Here is a 17,032-nt window from a genome sequence, read left to right on the forward strand (position 1 = left end):
GCACTTAGGAGTTTCCCCATGTTCGACTCCGTGCGCGACGACCTGCGCACCACCCTCGACGAGATCCGCGCCGCCGGCCTGCACAAGCCCGAGCGCGTGATCGGCACCCCGCAGTCCGCGACCGTGCACGTCACCGAGGGCGGTCGCCCCGGCGAGGTGCTCAACTTCTGCGCGAACAACTACCTCGGCCTCGCCGACCACCCCGAGGTCGTCGCCGCCGCCCACGCGGCCCTGGACCGCTGGGGCTACGGCATGGCCTCCGTGCGCTTCATCTGCGGTACGCAGGAGGTGCACAAGGAGCTGGAGGCGCGGCTGTCCGCCTTCCTCGGCCAGGAGGACACGATCCTGTACTCCTCCTGCTTCGACGCCAACGGCGGTGTGTTCGAGACGCTGCTCGGGGAGCAGGACGCGGTGATCTCCGACGCGCTGAACCATGCGTCGATCATCGACGGCATCCGGCTGTGCAAGGCCCGCCGCTTCCGGTACGCCAACCGCGATCTGGCGGATCTGGAGGCCAAGTTGAAGGAGGCCTCCGACGCGCGTCGCCGTCTGATCGTCACCGACGGCGTGTTCTCCATGGACGGCTATGTCGCGCCCCTCCGCGAGATCTGCGACCTCGCCGACCGCTACGACGCCATGGTCATGGTCGACGACTCGCACGCCGTCGGCTTCGTCGGCCCCGGCGGCCGCGGCACCCCCGAACTGCACGGCGTGATGGACCGCGTCGACATCATCACCGGCACCCTCGGCAAGGCGCTCGGCGGAGCCTCCGGCGGCTACGTCGCCGCCCGCGCCGAGATCGTCGCGCTCCTGCGCCAGCGCTCACGGCCGTACCTCTTCTCGAACACCCTCGCGCCGGTGATCGCCGCCGCCTCCCTGAAGGTGCTCGACCTGCTGGAGTCGGCGGACGACCTGCGGGTCCGGCTGGCCGAGAACACCGCCCTGTTCCGCCGCCGGATGACCGAGGAGGGCTTCGACGTCCTGCCCGGCGACCACGCCATCGCGCCCGTGATGATCGGGGACGCGGCGAAGGCGGGACGTCTCGCGGAACTGCTGCTGGAGCGCGGCGTGTACGTGATCGGCTTCTCGTACCCCGTCGTGCCGCAGGGCCGGGCCCGGATCCGCGTGCAGCTGTCCGCCGCGCACTCCACGGACGACGTGAACCGCGCGGTCGACGCGTTCGTGTCGGCGCGGGCCGAGCTGGGGGACTGACCGGTCGGGCAGGTGAAGACCGACCGGCCGGACGTATTGCGATAATCGTTCGCATGATCGAAGCGCGGCGGCTCCACATTCTCCGTGCGGTGGCCGACCACCGCACGGTGACGGCGGCTGCCGCCGCGCTGTACCTCACGCCGTCGGCGGTCTCGCAGCAGCTGACGGCCCTGGAGCAGGAGACGGGCCACCGGCTGGTCGAGCGCGGCGCCAAGGGCGTACGGCTGACCGCGGCAGGCGAGATCCTGCTCAGTCACACCAACGCCGTGCTCGCCCAGCTGGAGCGGGCCGAGGCCGAACTCGCGGCCTACGGCTCGGGCGCGGCCGGCACGGTCACGGTCGCCTCCTTCGCGACCGGCATCGCCCTGGTCGTCGCACCCGCGGTGGCCCGCCTCGCCGAGTCGGCGCCGGGCATCCGCATCCGCGTCCACGACGCCGAAGGGGACGCGAGTCTGCCGATGGTCCTTGACCGCCAGGTCGACGTGGCGGTCGCCGTCGAGTACCGCGGAGCCCCGCCCGCCGACGACCCGCGCCTGTCCCATGTCCCCCTGTACGCCGAGCCCTTCGACGCGGTGGTCCCGGTCAGCCACCGCCTCGCCGACGCCGACGAGGTCCCGCTCGCCGAACTGGCCAAGGATCCGTGGATCGGCCCGTACCCCGGCAACCCCTGCCACGACGTGGTCGTCCTCGCCTGCGAGAGTGCCGGATTCCAGCCCCGCCTCGAACACTCCTCCGACGACTTCCGCGCCGTGGTGGCCCTGGCGTCCGCCGACGCGGGCGTCGCGCTCGTGCCCCGCTCGGCGCTGCGCGGCATGGACCTCGCGGGTGTGGTGATCCGCCCCGTCGACGGTGTCGCGCCCACTCGCCGGGTCTTCGCGGCCGTACGCCGGGGCGCGGAGGAGCACCCGTTGATCCGGCCGGTGCTGGAGGCGCTGGAAGGAGCGGCTCGGATGTAACCCAGGCGTTTCATTTCTGGGATATCGTCCCGGATGTGAGAAATACTGCAGCGGAGGACACTCTGGAGCCCGACCCCGTCGACACCCGGCTCGGCGCCCGCCTCGCCGCGCTGCGGGCCGAGCGCGGCTGGTCGTTGGGGGAGTTGGCGGAGCACAGCGGAGTCAGCCGTTCGACCTTGTCCCGGGCCGAACGGGCGGAGATCAGCCCCACCGCCTCCCTCCTGAACCGGCTCTGTCACGTCTACGGACGGACCATGTCCCAGCTCCTCAGCGAGGTCGAGGCCGAGCCGGCGCTGCTGGTGCGGGTCGCCGAGCAGCCGGTGTGGCAGGACCGCACCTCCGGATTCGTGCGACGGTCCGTGTCCCCGCCGGCCCCGGGGCTGCGCGGCGAACTCGTCGAGGGACGGCTCGCCGCGGGCGCCGACATCGGCTACGACCGGCCGCCCGTGCCCGGCCTGGAGCAGCACATCTGGGTGCTGGCGGGGGAGCTGGAGGTGACGGCGCAGGACATCGAGCATCACCTGGAGACCGGGGACTGCCTACGGCTGCGGGTGTGGGGGCCGACGCGCTTCCGGTGTGCCGGCCCGGACGAGGTGCGGTATGCGCTGGCGGTGGTGCTGCCGTGATCGTGACCCGGGCGCAAGGAGCCCAACTGGCGGCGAATGTAGAGGAGTTGGCCGATCTGCTGGTCGACACCGTCGATGGCGGAGCCTCGGTCGGATTCCTCGCGCCGCTCGACCGGGCGGCGGCCGTCGCCTGGTGGAGGGGGCGCGTCGCCGCCGTGGCCGCCGGGCAACTCGCCGTGTGGACGGCGCGCGACGGGGACCGGACGGTCGGCACGGTCAGTCTGGCCTTCCCCGACAAACCCAACAGCCGCCACCGCGCCGAGCTGGTCAAGCTGATGGTGCACCGGGACGCCCGCGGACAGGGCCTCGGCCGCACGCTTCTGACCACCGCCGAGGAAGCGGCGGTGGGCGCCGGCGTAACCCTCCTCCACCTGGACACCGAGACCGGCAGCCCTGCCGAGCGCCTCTACCGCTCGTCGGGCTGGATCCGGGCCGGAGTGATCCCCGACTACGCGGCGAGCCCGGCCGGGGTGCTGCGACCGACGACGCTCTACTACAAGCACGTGGGCGCGGGCGTGGCGTACGTGGAGAACCCGGTGGAGGCGGCGGCGGAGGCTCTCACCAGGTGATTGTCAGTGCGAGCGGCTACGGTGCCTGTCATGCCGGATGCCGAAGACGTACGCCGAATCGCCCTGTCGCTGCCGGACACGACGGAGAAGATCGCCTGGAGCATGCCCACGTTCCGGGTGGCGGGGAAGATGTTCGCCACGCTGCCCGAGGACGAGACCTCCATCGCCGTGCGCTGTCCCAAGGAGGAGCGCGACGAACTGGTGCTGGCCGAGCCGGAGAAGTTCTGGATCGCCGACCACGAGGCGCAGTTCGCCTGGGTGCGGGCCCGCCTCGCCGCGCTGGAGGACGAGGGAGAACTGCGGGACATCCTCACCGACTCCTGGCGCCAGGCGGCCCCGCCCCGACTGCTCGACGCCCACCCCGAGTTGGGCCTGCCGGCCGCGGACTGAAATCCCTTCGGCGTTGTCAGTGCCGCGTGGCATGATCCGAAGCAGCGTGGGAGCCGGGGCGGAGGGGGCTTCGGCTACCACGGACTCTTGTGGGGCTCGGGCTCACGGGGCGCTGAGGGGGGCGCCTCCCCGAATAAAGCGGTGCGCGACCACCGACTCGAGTGCGGTATGGTTTCCATGCACGTCCGGCCAGGGAAACCCCAGGTCAGACGGGCACCGGGACGTGGCGCAGCTTGGTAGCGCACTTGACTGGGGGTCAAGGGGTCGCAGGTTCAAATCCTGTCGTCCCGACTGAAGACGGTCGCAGGTCAGGGCCGGTTTCGGAGGTGTCCGAAACCGGCCCTTGATCATTCTTGGGGACCAGTTGGGGACCGGCGCCCTTGACCGGGGTCAGCGGGTCACAACGATCGGGCTCGGCAGCGAGCGAGGTGCGCGGAGCACGCTGAGGTGTGCGGAGAGCGCCGCCCCGGCGGCCGTGATCTTGTGTACGTCGGGGTGTAGGTAGCGCTGGGTGGTGGTCAGGGAGCCGTGGCCGGCGATCCGGCGGAGGACGTGTACCTGGACTCCGGCGTCGGCGAACCAGGTCAGTCCGGTGTGCCGGAGGTCGTGGCGGCGCAGGTGCTCGTAGCCGAGCTTAGTGACCACGTCGTCCCAGTGTGTCGCGTCGCGCAGGACGGCGGTGGAGATGCGTCCGCCGCGAGGGCCGGTGAACAGGCGGGCATCGGGATTCGGGCCGGCGGACAGGACACGCTGAGCGACGAGGGGACGGATCTCCTCGACGATGGGAACCTTGCGGGCCCGCTTGCCCTTGGTGCCCTTGTCGGTCAGCCCGCCGGGCGCGGGTGTGGTCTGGCGCCGTACGGTCCAGATCCACTGGTTGGTGTCGATGTCCCCGACGTGGCAGCCTGAGACCTCGCCGATCCGTGCGGCAGTGCACGCGGCGAAGACGACCACGTCTCCCCAGCCGCGGTACTGGTCGTGGGAGGCGGCAACGAGCGCGTCGGCCAGCGCGACGAGGGTCTCCCAGTCGGGCAGGGCCAGCGCCCGTGGGTCGTGGAGTTCGTCCTCGGCCTGCTTGTAGAGCTTCTGCCAGCCGGTCACCCGGGCGGGGTTGACCTTGATGATGCCGTCGCGGACTGCCTGCTCCATGACGCGGACCAGGACGGCGATCGTGTTCTTCACCGTGGAGCGGCTGTGCTCGTCGGCGATCCAGTTCTGCACGGTGCGGTCGACGACACCATTGGTGATCACCCGCACCGCGAGGTGGCCCAGGGCGGGGACAACGCGCATCCGCCACCCCGACAGGTAGGGGTCCAGCGTTTTCAACTCCAGGCCGCGCAGGGCGAGGTCCATGTTCGCTTCGCCGTATTCGGCGAGCTTCATGGTGGCCAGCGACGGGCTCAGGCCGGCCTCTGCGGCCTCGATGATGGCCTGGAGCCATTCCTGGGCCTCTTCTTCGCTGTCCTTTCCCTCGGAGAGTGACTGGCGGCGCTTGCTGGTCGGATCGGTCCACCGGACACGCGCCCGATACGGAGTGGGGCGGTCAGGACGGTACTCGATATCGGTCGAGAGCCGGACACCGACAGGAATGTTGGTCTTATCGGCCATTGAGTCCGTTGGTCGGGACGGTACGTCGGTGGCGCAGCCATTCCTCGACGTCAAGGGCGCTGTACATGACGACGCGTTCCGAGACCGTGACGAATGGCGGCCCCTGGGGTGGCTGGGCGGTGCGCCAGCGGCGCAGGGTTGAGGCGTCGACTCTCAGGCAGGCAGCGAGGTCACTGGTTGAATACCAGGCGCTGGTGAGGAGAGGCGCTCGGCTATCAGGTGATACGGCATGATGGTGAGCAACTGCAGGGTCCGCTGTGGACTCCTTCTCGCGATGCGGTTCGGCGTTGGCAATGGTTGCTATCGGTTCATTGAGCAAGTGCGGCTATTCTCCGGGGAGTACGGAACATTAGACGGATTTGCGGAAGAGTCCAGAGACGGACAGCACAGTTCGCGAACGGAGAACGCGCGGCAGATTTCCAGCAGGCAGCGGCGACGCGCCTTCGCCATCGCTTCGATCTGTGGTTGTGCTCGGGTGCGGACGTTGGTCATAAATCGTCTCCGGAAACGCCGGTTTGGCTAACCGGCGTTTCCCGGCTATGTTGCCGCCGAGTCGGACGGCGGTAGGCGGTCATTCGGATGTTTCACTGCCATGTCCATTGACGCAGCCGGAAGTCCCAGGAGGGTCCCACAGGACTCCTGCCGTCGACGGCCGCTCTTTCTCTGCTACGCAGGGTGAGTGGGGGCTGGGAAGCGACAGGACCGGGAAACTGAGTGCCGGGAAAATGACGCTGGGCCTATGAGCCCATTCCCTGCTGGACCGAGGCCCGTTGACCGTCAGCTGGAGCAGTGGGACGACGTCCCGCCGAGTGGTGTATCGGCGATCATGTCTATCGCCTTGTCCGTACCACGGTGCTGGTCGATGGACTGCTTGTGAGCGGCAAGATCGGCCCGTTACGCCTTGGGTGCCCGGGCGCGAGCGGTTTCCGGAGATACCAATGGGCGCCGAGGGTGGGCGACCCTCTGCGTGGGGCTGTTCGTTCCTGATGGTCAGTTGTCCCGGAAGAGACCAGCCGACCCTCTGACCTGCCACGCTGGGCGACTGTGCCCCGCTGACCTGCGCAGATGGCCTTTCGGCTGTTTCACGCTCGTGCCCGTTGATACAGCCGGAAGTCCCAGAAAAGTCCCAGGAGACTCCCACGACCCACGGCCAATCTTTCGGCTCTATGCAGTGTGAGGGGGCGCGGTGTGGGCTGGGGCTCGTGCATCGGTGGTCCGCCCCGAACGAACCGCAGCGCGCGCTATTCGAACGGCTCGCGGCCGGTGAAGAGCCTGGATCCTGGGCGCCGGGGCCTTGGGCCGCGGCGTGCAGCACCTGCCACGACGTCAGCTCGATGGACCGGGAGGGCGCGTACAAGTGCGCAAAGTGAGTCATGGCGCAGAACCGGCCACACGGGGACCGGAGGGGACCAGCGGCGTCGGAAGCGTGCAGAATGTCCGACAATCCGCACTCGTCAACCGGGTGCCTCCCGAATTCCCTCGTGCCGGGGGATGTTCGAATGGGTCAGCCGGGCAGTCATGCCCCGCCGATCATAAGGAGGCGGGAATGGGCCCGAACAAACATCACGGGGGTGCTACACCAGACCCCGAAGAGCCGGCGGACCGACCCTCGGTGCAGCCGATTGGTGTTGAGCGGCAGGATCGGGACAGCCGGGCACGGATCTGGCGGGCGAGTTCGGGGCGGAGCTGGTGTGGGCTATCCGCGCGGGCCTGGCTCAGGGCGCCAGCCCCATGTACGGCCCGCGCGGGCCGTCCAAGCTGAGCGTGTATGCCTTCGCGACCGAGTACGCGCGGGCGCATTGGCCCGGCCGGGCGGCGAAGACCCGGGACGAGGTCAGCGACGCACTGACAGCCATCACGTTGGCGATGTGCTGGGACCTTCCTGGCCGGTCGAACGGGCAGTTGCTGCGCCGTGTCCTGCGGCACTGGGCCTTTGTCGTACCCGGGCCGGGACAGGGGGAGATGCCGGCGGAGGACCGGCTGGTGCTGCAGTGGGTGGCGAAGGCGTCCCGGCCGCTGGTCGACCTGCATGATCCGGTCCTGGCGCGGGATGTGCTGGAGTCGCTGCGCCGCAAGCTGGACGGCGGTGAGGCGGCGGTGGAGACGATGCGCCGTAAGCGCAAGGTGCTGGTGCACGCGCTCCACTACGCCGTGGAGCGGGGCGAGCTGGGCAGTCATCCGCTGGAGAAGATCCGGTGGCGGGTGCCCAAGCCGTCGGTCTCGGTGGATCCGCGGGTGGTGGCCAACCCTCACCAGGCACGGGATCTGCTGAGCGCCGTCTCCTACGTGGGCGGCTATCGGCGAGCCCGGGGCCGTCGGCTGGTCGGGTTCTTCGCCGGCATGTACTACGCGGGTCTGCGTCCGGAGGAGGCGGTCGCGGTGGCGCTGCCGGACTGCCGCCTGCCCCGAACCGGTTGGGGGCGTCGGGGCTGCACCGCACCTGCCGCAGGCGGGTAAACGGTGGACCGACACCGGCCGGAACCACGACGAGCGCGGGCTGAAGAACCGTCCGCCGGGAGAGACACGGGTGGTGCCGCTGCCCCCCCCCGCATCTGGTGGCCCTGTGGCGCGAGCACGTCGCCACCTTCGGCACGGCGGATGACGGCCGGCTGTTCTTCAGCGAACGCGGCGGAGTCCTCGCCTACACCACCTACCACCGCGTCTGGCACGAGACCCGCGCCCTCGCCCTGCCGCCCGCCCTCACCAACACGCCCCTCGCGAAGCGGCCATACGACCTGAGGCACTCGGCGCTGTCCACCTGGCTGTGCGCGGGCGCGGACCCCGCCGAGGTCGCCCAGCGGGCCGGCAATAGCGTCGAGGTCCTGCTGAGCCGGTACGCGAAGTGCCTGTACGACCGGCAGTCCATCAACAACCAGCGCATCGAAGGACTCCTCAGAAGCTGTTGTCTTTCCGGCCTTGAGGACTGCGTTTTCGCTGGTCAGGCATAGGTCGGCGATCCCGTGGGAGTGGTGGCCATTGTGTCGTCGCTCCTGTGGAGGTCGTGGATGCCGTCGGTCGTGGGGCTGCTGGAACAGCGCGAGCTCGCCGCTCGCCGTCGGGTGGACGAGCTGCGGGAGGAGGCCGACCGTATCCAGGCCGAGCTGGCCCTGGCCGAGCGGGACTGGAAGGAATGGGCCATCGCCCGCTCGCGGGTCGGCGAGGTGCTGGCCCCGGTCGGGGAGACCGAGCACGGCCACGACCAGGCCGGCCGGACAGCGCCGACCACCGGTGGATGGGCTGAGCAGACGTCGTCGTGGCGGGGGCTGCGAGGCCCGAGTCGCAGGTGCCCATGTGGCGTGAGGGACTGGCCTGGTCGGTGCTGTCGGCGGACTACCAGCGCATCCTGCAGGTGCTCACGGACCGGCACCGGCTCGGCCAAGGACCCCTCAGCTGTCAGGAGATGACGGCCGCCTTCGGCCTGGACCCGGTGCCGGCCAAGGTGGAGGCGCTGCGGTCGAAGGCAAAACGTCTGGTCGCGCGCGGCTGGCTGGCCGCGCGGCAGCCGGGGCGGTTCACGCTCGCACAGGGCGTGACCGGGCCAGGCGGCGCGTCATGAGCAGGATCATCGACCAGTAGATCATCGCCTCGGCGCTGGCGGTGCACCGCTCGAAGTCGCGGACCAGGCGACGGGTGCGCATCAGATGCGCGAAGAACCGTTCGACGATCCACCGTTTGGGCAGCACCACGAAGCCACGCATGTCGTCGCTGCGCTTGACGATCGCCAGGACCAGGGCGAAGGCGGCCAGGCAGTTCTCGACGGTGCTGCCGGTGTAACCGCCGTCGGCTCAGATCAGGGCCAGGCGGTGATGGGCGTCGGCGAAGCCGCTGTCATGGCAGCCTTGTCTGGTATGGGTTTCGCAGAGAGCCTCGACTGGCGGCCTATCCGGTTCGTCGTAACGGATCTGGACGGCCGAGAGATCGACCTTCACCCGCTGGTCTTCGCCGAGGACGGCTCAGCAGCGCAGGCATCGTTTGAACCGGAGCGACCGTTCATGTATCCCTCCTCGTGCTTTGTGACGGGCGTCATCAGCGGAACGACCGTCCCGTGTCTCTCAGCTGAGCAGCAGGTTTACTTCCACCAGGGTTATGAGCCAACCGATCGTGACTGTCACGACATGGCCCAACTCCGCCGAGTCTTCGGGATCTCCACTCATTTTTGATCCGGTCAGCGAGACGAGCATCGCTTTCCCAGCGCCTGTCGCCATTGACGTTCGGCCCCCGGTCTTCCCTCAGCGAGGCAACTTCGATGAGGGATCGTCATGGCATCGGTCGCACGCAGCGTGCAGGCTTCACGGAAGTTGATCCAGGGCCCGAGATGTGACAGCGCCCGAGCCTCGTCGGTGCCGTTTCCACCGGCAGGCCCTGCCGACCGTTCGGTGGCATGCTTTGCTCTTGTCCTCGTAGGCGGCGTCCGCTTGCCGGGGGTGGCTGGCATCGGTCAGGCGGAGCGGGTCAGACGGTCACGCGGTCGTGATTGCTGAAGGTGACGAGGCCATGAGGTGCGGAAGGAGGTCGTGGACCCCTTCAACGAGGAGCAGCTCTCCGTGATCAGCCTCACCAACTGCTTCAACCGCATCCGCACCACCATTGAGGAGCCCCTCGGCACCACCTGGTGACCGGCGCTATGACCTGCCGTCAGGGCCCAAGGTGCTTGCCCGTCCCGAGTGACGGTGCTGGTGGTCGTGGTCCTCCGCCACCGGCACTAATGGGCGGTACGTGTGGTGAGGTCCTCGTCCGTGATGGGGCGGACCACCCGGCAAGGGGTTCCGACCGCGACGGTCATCGGGGGAATGCTGCGGCTGACGACGCTGCCGGCACCGATGACCGACCCGTATCCGATACGGACGCCGGGCAGGACCACCGCGTTGCTGCCGATCCACACCTTGTCCTCGATCACGATCGGCTCCGAGAACCGTCCGAAGTCAGCGCGTCGTGAGGGATGCACCGGGTGCCCCGTCGTGGTCAGTGTCACGCTGGGCGCGATCATGACACCGTTGCCTATGCGGATGTCCACGTCGTCGACGAACGTGAGGTTCACGTTCCCGAAGAAGTCGTCGCCGATGTGGACGTTGCTGCCGAACCCGGCGTGAAACGGCGGCAGCAGCACCGTGCGTTCACCGACCGAGCCGAAGATCGCGACGAGCAGCGACCGATGCTTCTCCGTTTCGCTCGGTGGTGTGTGGTTGTACTCGAAGATCTGCTCGGTGCGGCGCCGAGGGGCCTGGAAGGCCGCTTCGGACTCGGTGTAGACGAGCCCCTTGGCGATGCGGGCCAGGACTTCTTCCTCGTGAGCATGCGTCACAGCGGAACGCTCCCTTCGTTCAATCCCTCGGGTACAGGTCCGGCGCGCCCCCGGTTGACCGCGCGTCAGGCACAAGATCATCAGTTAAAGCATGGCGGGGCGCCGCCACTCCTGTCCGAGGACATGGTGGTCGAGGAAGTTCAGCGCCGTCTCGTACATGATGCGAATGTGGTTCGGCGCCCCGATGGCGTGGCCTTCGTCCGGGAAGTAAAGGAATCTGACGGGCGCACCGAGCCGCTGCAGATCGCTGTGCAGGCTCAGTGCCTGGCCCAGCGGGACGCGGTGGTCCTTGCCGCCGTGCATGATCAGCATCGGCGTGGTCACCTTCGCCGCGTGGAAGTGGGGCGAGTTGGCTTCGTACCGTTCCCGCTGCGTCCGCGGGTCGCCGAAGATCTTCTGGAAGTATGCGTGCATGTCCGTGTCGATCTGGAATGCTTCGAGGTTCCACATCCCGGCGTGGGTGACGATCGCCTTGAAGCGGTCGTTGAGGGTCGCGGCCCGGTTGGCCAGGTAGCCTCCGTAGGACCAGCCGGCGAGGCCGGTCCGGGGCGCGTCGAGGTCGTCGCGTGCCAGTGCCGCGTCCGTCAGCGCGATGAGATCACGGTAGGGCTGACCGCCGTACTGGCCCCGGCCGCGCTCCTGCATGCGTTGCCCGTAGCCGGTGGACAGCGCCGGATCCGGTAGCAGCACCGCATAGCCGCGGGCCGCGAACGGCCATGGGTTCCACAACCACGTCCAGGCGCTCCAGGACATTTGTGGTCCACCGTGCGGGGCGATGATCAGCGGCGCTGGGCGCTCGGCCGAGGCACCCTCGGGCAGCGCGATCCAGGCGCGCAACGGGAAACCGTCGTCCGCCTCGACGTGCACCTCGGGCAGCGTGCCGGGAAGCGAGTCGAGGTCGCCGGGAGCGTGGAGGAAGGCGGGGTGTTGATCGGCTGCGACGGCGTCCAGCCGAACCACTCGAGGCGGGCTGTCGATCGTGCTGCGCAGTGCATAGAGGGTGGTCCCATCGGGCGACACGCAGAGCGAGGCGTAGGCGCCGGAGGCGGTCAGGCGGGTGATCGTGCCGTCCGCGTCGCGGCGGAAGACCGGGCAGTGGCCCCGCTCGTCACCGGTGAACCACAGCGTGGCGTCCCCACGGATCGGCGAGAGAACCGCCCGTCCCGGCCACGGCCAGTTGTCGAACTCCGGCAGGAGGTCGGTCCTTTCACCCGAAGCCAGGTCGAACGCGACCAGCGTGACGCGCCACTCCGTGTCGTAGGTCTCCTCTCGCTGGCGCTGGCAGACCAACGCCGAGCCATCGGCGGTGAACGCCAGGCGGTAGTACTGATGACCAGGGCGCGAGAAGGTGTGGCGCTCGACGCCGGTGGCCGCGTCGGCGACCACCACGACATTCGTGTCTGGAGCGCGGCCCGTCGCGGCCCGTGTGTAGGCCACCAGCGATCCGTCCGGCGAGAGCGCCATATCTCCTGTGCCCGCCAGACCCTGGCTGCCGGCGTTCACCGGAGCCCCGTCGGAGTGCAGGACGAAGGTGTGGGGTTCGTCGGGGCCGGGGCCTGCGCCAAAGGCGCAGGTCGTGGTCGCCTCGTACAGAACCGCGTTGACCATGGCGCTCTCGCGCTCACGGCGGAGTTCGGCGTATGCCTCGGTATTCACCGCGCCAGGCAGCAGATCAGCGGTGTAGGCGTCCTTGGCAGCGGCGAAGGCGGATATGCCTCCTGGGTGGTGGGCGATCTGCCTGGCCTGGCCACGGTCCGGGAGCGCCCACAGTCCCACACCCTGGCTCTCGTTCTTTCCGGCGGCGGAATCTGTGTTCTCGCGGCCGGAGAGGAACAGCAGTGTTCCGTCGGTAGCGAAAGCGGGAGCGAACTCACCCTGCACGGACCGGGCCACGGGGCGACTCTCGCGCTTGCCCGAGGGGTCGACCTCCCACAACCTCGAAACGTGCCTGGTTCCCTCGTCGTTGATGATCTGTACGGACGCGATCAAGCGCGTTCCATCGGGCGCCAGGGCCAAGTCGGTCAGGCGGGGGTGTGTGGCGAACAGGTCGTGGAACGAGGTGGCATCATCCAAGGCGTGGATCATGGCGATCATCCTGTCTGCCGTACCCGAACTGTGACAGGGGCCCATGAGCCGAGGGACTGCGCGCCTGGCGGGATGTGTCGTCAGCGATCCCGACGCCGATCTCATTCTGAAATGATCAGTAATCCGCCCTGATCCGCATTTCCGCTGGCCGAGCAACCGCCCCCGGTGCCGGAAGATCTCGCACGTGGATGCGGTGCACGGGCGTTGTCGGCATCCGCTGCGAACTGTGCGACCCGACGGGCTGCTTGTCCGTTCGAACTGACTGCAACACGTCTTCTACGGCAGCAAGCGGGTGAGCCACACCAGTTCGCCGCTGTCTTCGGTCGAGACGTGGTCGCGCTTGAACCCAAGCTTTTCGAGGACGCGAAACGACGGTGTATTCCAGGGACGCACCGTCGACCAGAGCCTTTTCCGCCCAGTCGCGATCGCCGCGTCGAGCACCGCGGACGCCGCCTCGGTGGCATAGCCCTGTCCGTGCACGCGCTGGAACAGCTCGTAGGCGATCTCTGGCTCGTCAACGGAAGCCCGACCGACAGTGAGCCCGCAGTACCCGATGAAGTCACCCACATCGCGGCGGATGACGGGCAGAAGAGCAATCCCTGTCAGTGCCGACGCAGCGCGCTGATCCTCGATAATCCGCCGGTTGTCGTCGACCGACGGCATGCCACCACCACGTTCGGCGACGAGCACGCGATGGGCGTCGACATCGGACTCAGTCCACGGACGCAAGCTCAGTCGAGCGGTTTCCAGTTGGAGCGGCATCGGCGAATACGGCATGGCGACACCCTATCGACGCCGCTCCCCAATCCAGGGCAACGGAGATCACGTGAGACGGACAGGTGTGGTCTGTCTCAACGAACCGAGCGTTGGGGGCGTTTGTCACCGAAGGTGGACGACGCGTTCATCGGCGGATCGTTGTGGTGAGGCGTCGCAGCGCGGCGTGGGCGGGTGGGCCCCAGGTGGCCTTGCCGCCGGGGCGGCCGTGAAGGTCGGCCTCTCCGATGAGGATGCCGCTGAGGGCTGCCAGCACCGCCCAGCCGCAGGCGCGGCGCAGGGTCGCGGCGTCCACCACCGGCTGGTAGGCGTCATGGAAGCGGTCGGCGGCCCCGTCCGGCAGCAGTATCCAACAGGCGGCGAGATCGCAGGCCGGATCGCCCGCGCAGAGGTCGCCGAAGTCGATCACACCGCAGAAGGTGCCGTCCGCGGCGAGGACGTTGGCAGGATGCAGGTCGCCGTGGAGCCACAGCGCCGGGCCCGCCCACTCGGACGCGGCAACGGCGTCTTCCCAGACCGCGCGGACGGCGTCCGGTTCGGGGAGCAGCCCCAGCTCGATGGCCGAGGCGAACTGCTCGGCACGGTCGGCCAGTGGCCCCCCCGCGGCCACGGCCGACGGGCGCCCCGTCGGGGGCAGGTCGGTGAAGGGCTGTCAGGAAGGCGGCCAGAGCAATTGTCAAATTCTGTGGATCGGTTGGGGTTGCTCACGCCGCCAGGGTCTCGGGGCGTTCGACGAGGTGGCCGCGTTCGAAGCGGGCTCCGGCGCGGACGAGGGCCACAAGGTGAAGCCCGTTCACGGTCCGCCAACCGCAGGCCGACACGGCGATCAGCCGTGAATGGTGTTGAGGACGGAGGCAAGCTTTTCGGGCGCACTGATCATTGCCATGTGACCGGTGTCGAGATCGATGACGTCGGGCCGAAGCAGCGCAATGGATCGCTGCTGGAGTTCCTCGACGTAGCACTGGTCCCGCGTGAGGTGCACGTACGTCCGGGGGATCTCGCGTCTGTAGCCGCTCAGGTCCACGGTCTCGCTCAGCAGGGCGGCCGAATCGTCGGCAAGCCGGTCCAGGGTGGACGTGGCGGTCGCCTCGTCCATGTCGTTGCACAGCATTGCGGCGGCGCCCTCGCGGGCCTGGTGGTAGACGCCGTCGGCGATGGACTGCTCCACCAGATCCCGCACTTCGGGATCGATCTGGTCAAGCACCCGAGATCTGTCCGTCGGCACCACGGCCGACACGAGGACGACGTGGCGGATCCGGTCGGGTATGAGGTCCAGGACGCGCGGGATCGTGACTCCCGCGAAGGAGTGACCGACCAGTACAACGTCCCGCAGGTCCTTTGCCTCGACGTCCTCCCGGACCGCATCGGCGCAGTCCGCGAGAGTGACCGTGCCCAGGTCGACTTCGGCCCTGCTCCCGCGCCCCGGAAGATCGACTGCCAACGCTTCCGCACCGAGATGGGGGATCAGCTCGTCCCAGCAGTTCGCGCCGAAGCTTGCACCGTGGATGAGAACAAACGCCATGGTTGACCTCCTCGTCAACGACTTTAACCGAACCTTAAGTGAATTCAGTTCTGTTGTGGAGGTTTGCGGCAGAGCAAAATGAGAGACAAGACATGGACCGGTTGAGGCTGCTCATGCCGCCAGGGTCTCGGAGAGCTCGACGAGGTGGCCGCGTTCGAAGCGGACCCCGGCGCCGACGAGGGCGACGAGGTGGGGTGCGTTCACGGATCGCCAGCGCGCCTGGGCGGACTCGACGAGTTTGAAGACCATCGCGAGAGCGGCGGCCGCGCTGCCTGCTCCCTTGGCGACCTTGGTCCGCAAGCGCACCGTCGCGAAGGTCGATTCGATGGGATTCGTCGTCCGCAGATGGATCCAGTGTTCGGCGGGGAAGTCGTAGAAAGCCAGCAGCTCGTCGACGTCATCGGTGATCTTCTTGACGGCCTTGGGTCACTTCGCGCCGTACGCTTTCTCGAACGCGGCGACGGCTTTGGCGGCGTGCTCGCGGTCTTCGGCGTTGTAGATCTCCTGGAGGGCCTTGCGGGCGCCGGCCTGGGCCGACGCGGGCAGGGCGTTGACGACGTTGGCCGTTTTGTGAACCCAGCACCGCTGATGGCGAGTGTCGGGGAACACCTCGGCCAGGGCCCTCCAGAAGCCGAGTGCGCCGTCGCCGACAGCCAGGACGGGGGTGCGCATGCCGCACCGGGCGGCATCCCGCAGCAGGTCGGCCCAGGACTCCGCGGACTCGCGGTAACCGTCGGCCATCGCGATCAGCTCCTTGGTGCCGTCCGTGCGCACTCCCATGACAACCAGGATGCACGACTTGGCTTCCGCGAGGCGGATGCGCAGGTGGATGCCGTCGGCCCAGACGTAGTCGTAGTCGGATCCGGCCAGGTCGCGCTCGCCGAAGGCTTTGTGGTCGGCCTGCCACTGCTGGGTGAGCCGGGTGACGGTAGCCGGTGAGAGGCCGGCCGAGCTGCCGAGGAACTGCTCGAGTGCGGGCACGAAGTGCCCGGAGGACAGGCCGTGGAGGTAGAGCAGCGGCAGCACCTCGCTGATCTTCGGGGACTTGCGGCACCACGGCGGCAGAATCGCCGAGGCGAACCGCTTGCGCTCTCCGGTGGTCTCGTCGACGCGCTTGTCGTTTCACGCGGGGCCTTGACCTCAACCGTCCCGGCGGCCGTGGTGACCTTCCGCGGCTGGTGGTAGCCGTTGCGCACGACCATGCGTCGGTCCATCTCGTCGCGCTGGTCGGCCAACTCGGCTATATAGGCGTTGACTTCAGCCTCCAGGGCGGCGGCGAGCATCCGCCTCGCCCCCTCACGGACGATCTCGTCGATCAGGGAGATGTTCGGGGTGTTTGCCATCGGCATTGACTACGCTGAGCACGGGCGTGCCTTCCCTACCCGCGCTGCGAACGCGGGCCTACTCGGTGACCTTCAATCGATCACTCGGGAAGGTACGCCCTTTGCGTGCTCCCCGAGCCCCGATCCACAGGTCATGAGCATTGCTCAGGCGGGGGCCAAGGTGCCGGCCGCCTCCGCGGCACGTGTGGCGGGAGCGCGGTCGGCAGGCGAGCCGGGCACCCAGGTGGTGACGATCCAGGGTCGCGGAAACCGCTCGGAGGGCTCGCCGAGGCGCTGCGGGACGGGAACGGGCAGGGGAAGGCGCGGGGCGAGAGCGGGTAGCCAGGCGTGCTCCTTGCGCAGCAGGGCGTCCGCGGACTGCGTCGCCCAGGGCAGCCGGACGGCGAGGTCGTCGCCGAGCCGCCACAGCTGGTTGTCCCAGCCACGCGCGCCGAGCTTCAGGGGACGACCGGCCAGGTCGGGGTGCTGGTCGAGCAGCAGATCCCGGACCAGATCTGCGGTGATGTCGATCTCGGTATGGGTCATGCGGAGCCACGGTAGTCGGACGCTGACCCGGGCGTTTGTGACGCCCAGCACTCAGTGCCGCTCACCATCCTCACTTCCTGAACTGTGCACCGCACGGCAATGCCCATCGGTGCCTGGTTC

14 protein-coding genes, 1 tRNA gene and 4 pseudogenes are annotated in these 17,032 nt (G+C 68.6%); 10 read left to right on the forward strand and 9 right to left on the reverse strand.

What is annotated here, in order from left to right; genetic code table 11:
• The first annotated feature begins 18 nt into the window (after positions 1 to 18).
• From ABT063_RS29555 to ABT063_RS29580, 6 genes are all read left to right on the forward strand, one after another.
• Positions 19 to 1,212: a glycine C-acetyltransferase gene (locus ABT063_RS29555; RefSeq protein WP_351062410.1), complete on the forward strand. Its 1,194-nt coding sequence runs from the start codon at positions 19 to 21 to the stop codon at positions 1,210 to 1,212.
• Between the two features lie 53 nt (positions 1,213 to 1,265).
• Positions 1,266 to 2,168 (forward strand): LysR family transcriptional regulator, encoded by a 903-nt coding sequence (locus ABT063_RS29560; RefSeq protein ID WP_351062412.1) that lies wholly within the window; start codon positions 1,266 to 1,268, stop codon positions 2,166 to 2,168.
• A 35-nt stretch (positions 2,169 to 2,203) separates the two neighbouring features.
• A complete protein-coding gene (locus ABT063_RS29565) occupies positions 2,204 to 2,794 on the forward strand; it encodes a helix-turn-helix domain-containing protein (RefSeq protein WP_351062414.1) in 591 nt (196 codons plus the stop codon).
• Positions 2,794 to 3,363: a GNAT family N-acetyltransferase gene (locus ABT063_RS29570; protein ID WP_502990909.1), complete on the forward strand. Its 570-nt coding sequence runs from the start codon at positions 2,794 to 2,796 to the stop codon at positions 3,361 to 3,363. Before ABT063_RS29565 ends, ABT063_RS29570 begins: the two co-directional genes overlap by 1 nt.
• Before the next feature lie 30 nt (positions 3,364 to 3,393).
• On the forward strand, positions 3,394 to 3,753 hold the full coding sequence (locus tag ABT063_RS29575) for an MmcQ/YjbR family DNA-binding protein (RefSeq protein ID WP_351062417.1): 360 nt from the start codon (positions 3,394 to 3,396) through the stop codon (positions 3,751 to 3,753).
• 217 nt (positions 3,754 to 3,970) lie between these two features.
• Positions 3,971 to 4,044, forward strand: a tRNA-Pro gene (locus tag ABT063_RS29580).
• Between the two features lie 99 nt (positions 4,045 to 4,143).
• Here ABT063_RS29580 and ABT063_RS29585 read toward each other — a convergent pair.
• On the reverse strand, positions 4,144 to 5,361 hold the full coding sequence (locus ABT063_RS29585; protein ID WP_351062419.1) for a tyrosine-type recombinase/integrase: 1,218 nt from the start codon (positions 5,359 to 5,361) through the stop codon (positions 4,144 to 4,146).
• Positions 5,351 to 5,680: a helix-turn-helix transcriptional regulator gene (locus ABT063_RS29590; protein WP_351062421.1), complete on the reverse strand. Its 330-nt coding sequence runs from the start codon at positions 5,678 to 5,680 to the stop codon at positions 5,351 to 5,353. The genes ABT063_RS29585 and ABT063_RS29590 overlap by 11 nt, the downstream gene beginning before the upstream one ends.
• Positions 5,681 to 7,050: 1,370 nt before the next feature.
• Here ABT063_RS29590 and ABT063_RS29595 point away from each other — a divergent pair.
• The 4 genes and pseudogenes from ABT063_RS29595 to ABT063_RS29615 all read left to right on the forward strand — a co-directional run bounded on the left by ABT063_RS29595 (position 7,051) and on the right by ABT063_RS29615 (position 9,521).
• On the forward strand, positions 7,051 to 7,818 hold the full coding sequence (locus ABT063_RS29595; protein WP_351062423.1) for a site-specific integrase: 768 nt from the start codon (positions 7,051 to 7,053) through the stop codon (positions 7,816 to 7,818).
• A gap of 98 nt (positions 7,819 to 7,916) precedes the next feature.
• Positions 7,917 to 8,309 (forward strand): site-specific integrase, encoded by a 393-nt coding sequence (locus ABT063_RS29600; protein ID WP_351062425.1) that lies wholly within the window; start codon positions 7,917 to 7,919, stop codon positions 8,307 to 8,309.
• A 57-nt stretch (positions 8,310 to 8,366) separates the two neighbouring features.
• Positions 8,367 to 8,917: pseudogene (locus tag ABT063_RS52340) on the forward strand (hypothetical protein).
• A gap of 85 nt (positions 8,918 to 9,002) precedes the next feature.
• Entirely contained in the window at positions 9,003 to 9,521 is a 519-nt protein-coding gene (locus tag ABT063_RS29615; protein WP_351062429.1) for a nucleotidyltransferase domain-containing protein, read from the forward strand.
• A gap of 542 nt (positions 9,522 to 10,063) precedes the next feature.
• On the opposite strand, the gene ABT063_RS29620 is transcribed toward ABT063_RS29615, so the two are convergent.
• The 7 genes and pseudogenes from ABT063_RS29620 to ABT063_RS29650 form a co-directional block, all read right to left on the reverse strand.
• The gene (locus tag ABT063_RS29620) at positions 10,064 to 10,663 is read right to left on the reverse strand and encodes a sugar O-acetyltransferase (protein ID WP_351062431.1); all 600 of its coding nucleotides are present in this window, start codon (positions 10,661 to 10,663) and stop codon (positions 10,064 to 10,066) included.
• Between the two features lie 84 nt (positions 10,664 to 10,747).
• Entirely contained in the window at positions 10,748 to 12,748 is a 2,001-nt protein-coding gene (locus ABT063_RS29625; RefSeq protein ID WP_351062432.1) for an alpha/beta fold hydrolase, read from the reverse strand.
• Positions 12,749 to 13,024: 276 nt separating this feature from the next.
• A complete protein-coding gene (locus tag ABT063_RS29630; protein WP_351062434.1) occupies positions 13,025 to 13,525 on the reverse strand; it encodes a GNAT family N-acetyltransferase in 501 nt (166 codons plus the stop codon).
• Between the two features lie 124 nt (positions 13,526 to 13,649).
• Positions 13,650 to 14,193, reverse strand: a pseudogene (locus tag ABT063_RS29635) (phosphotransferase); the annotation flags it as partial.
• Between the two features lie 155 nt (positions 14,194 to 14,348).
• Complete coding sequence (locus tag ABT063_RS29640; RefSeq protein ID WP_351062436.1) at positions 14,349 to 15,044, reverse strand: alpha/beta fold hydrolase; 696 nt, start codon at positions 15,042 to 15,044, stop codon at positions 14,349 to 14,351.
• 111 nt (positions 15,045 to 15,155) lie between these two features.
• Positions 15,156 to 16,409, reverse strand: a pseudogene (locus ABT063_RS29645) (IS256 family transposase).
• 131 nt (positions 16,410 to 16,540) lie between these two features.
• Positions 16,541 to 16,912: pseudogene (locus tag ABT063_RS29650) on the reverse strand (phosphotransferase); the annotation flags it as partial.
• Positions 16,913 to 17,032: the final 120 nt, after the last annotated feature.

This window comes from Streptomyces sp. NPDC002838 (genome assembly GCF_040295365.1).
Taxonomy (GTDB): Bacteria; Actinomycetota; Actinomycetes; order Streptomycetales; family Streptomycetaceae; genus Streptomyces.

Bases quoted from the DNA above. Each gene is read 5' to 3' on its own strand.
- ABT063_RS29555 (WP_351062410.1), top strand. From the start codon at position 19: ATGTTCGACTCCGTGCGCGACGACCTGCGCACCACCCTCGACGAGATC.
- ABT063_RS29560 (WP_351062412.1), top strand. From the start codon at position 1,266: ATGATCGAAGCGCGGCGGCTCCACATTCTCCGTGCGGTGGCCGACCAC.
- ABT063_RS29575 (WP_351062417.1), top strand. From the start codon at position 3,394: ATGCCGGATGCCGAAGACGTACGCCGAATCGCCCTGTCGCTGCCGGAC.
- ABT063_RS29585 (WP_351062419.1), bottom strand. From the start codon at position 5,361: ATGGCCGATAAGACCAACATTCCTGTCGGTGTCCGGCTCTCGACCGAT.
- ABT063_RS29615 (WP_351062429.1), top strand. From the start codon at position 9,003: ATGCGCGAAGAACCGTTCGACGATCCACCGTTTGGGCAGCACCACGAA.
- ABT063_RS29625 (WP_351062432.1), bottom strand. From the start codon at position 12,748: ATGATCCACGCCTTGGATGATGCCACCTCGTTCCACGACCTGTTCGCC.
- ABT063_RS29630 (WP_351062434.1), bottom strand. From the start codon at position 13,525: ATGCCGTATTCGCCGATGCCGCTCCAACTGGAAACCGCTCGACTGAGC.
- ABT063_RS29640 (WP_351062436.1), bottom strand. From the start codon at position 15,044: ATGGCGTTTGTTCTCATCCACGGTGCAAGCTTCGGCGCGAACTGCTGG.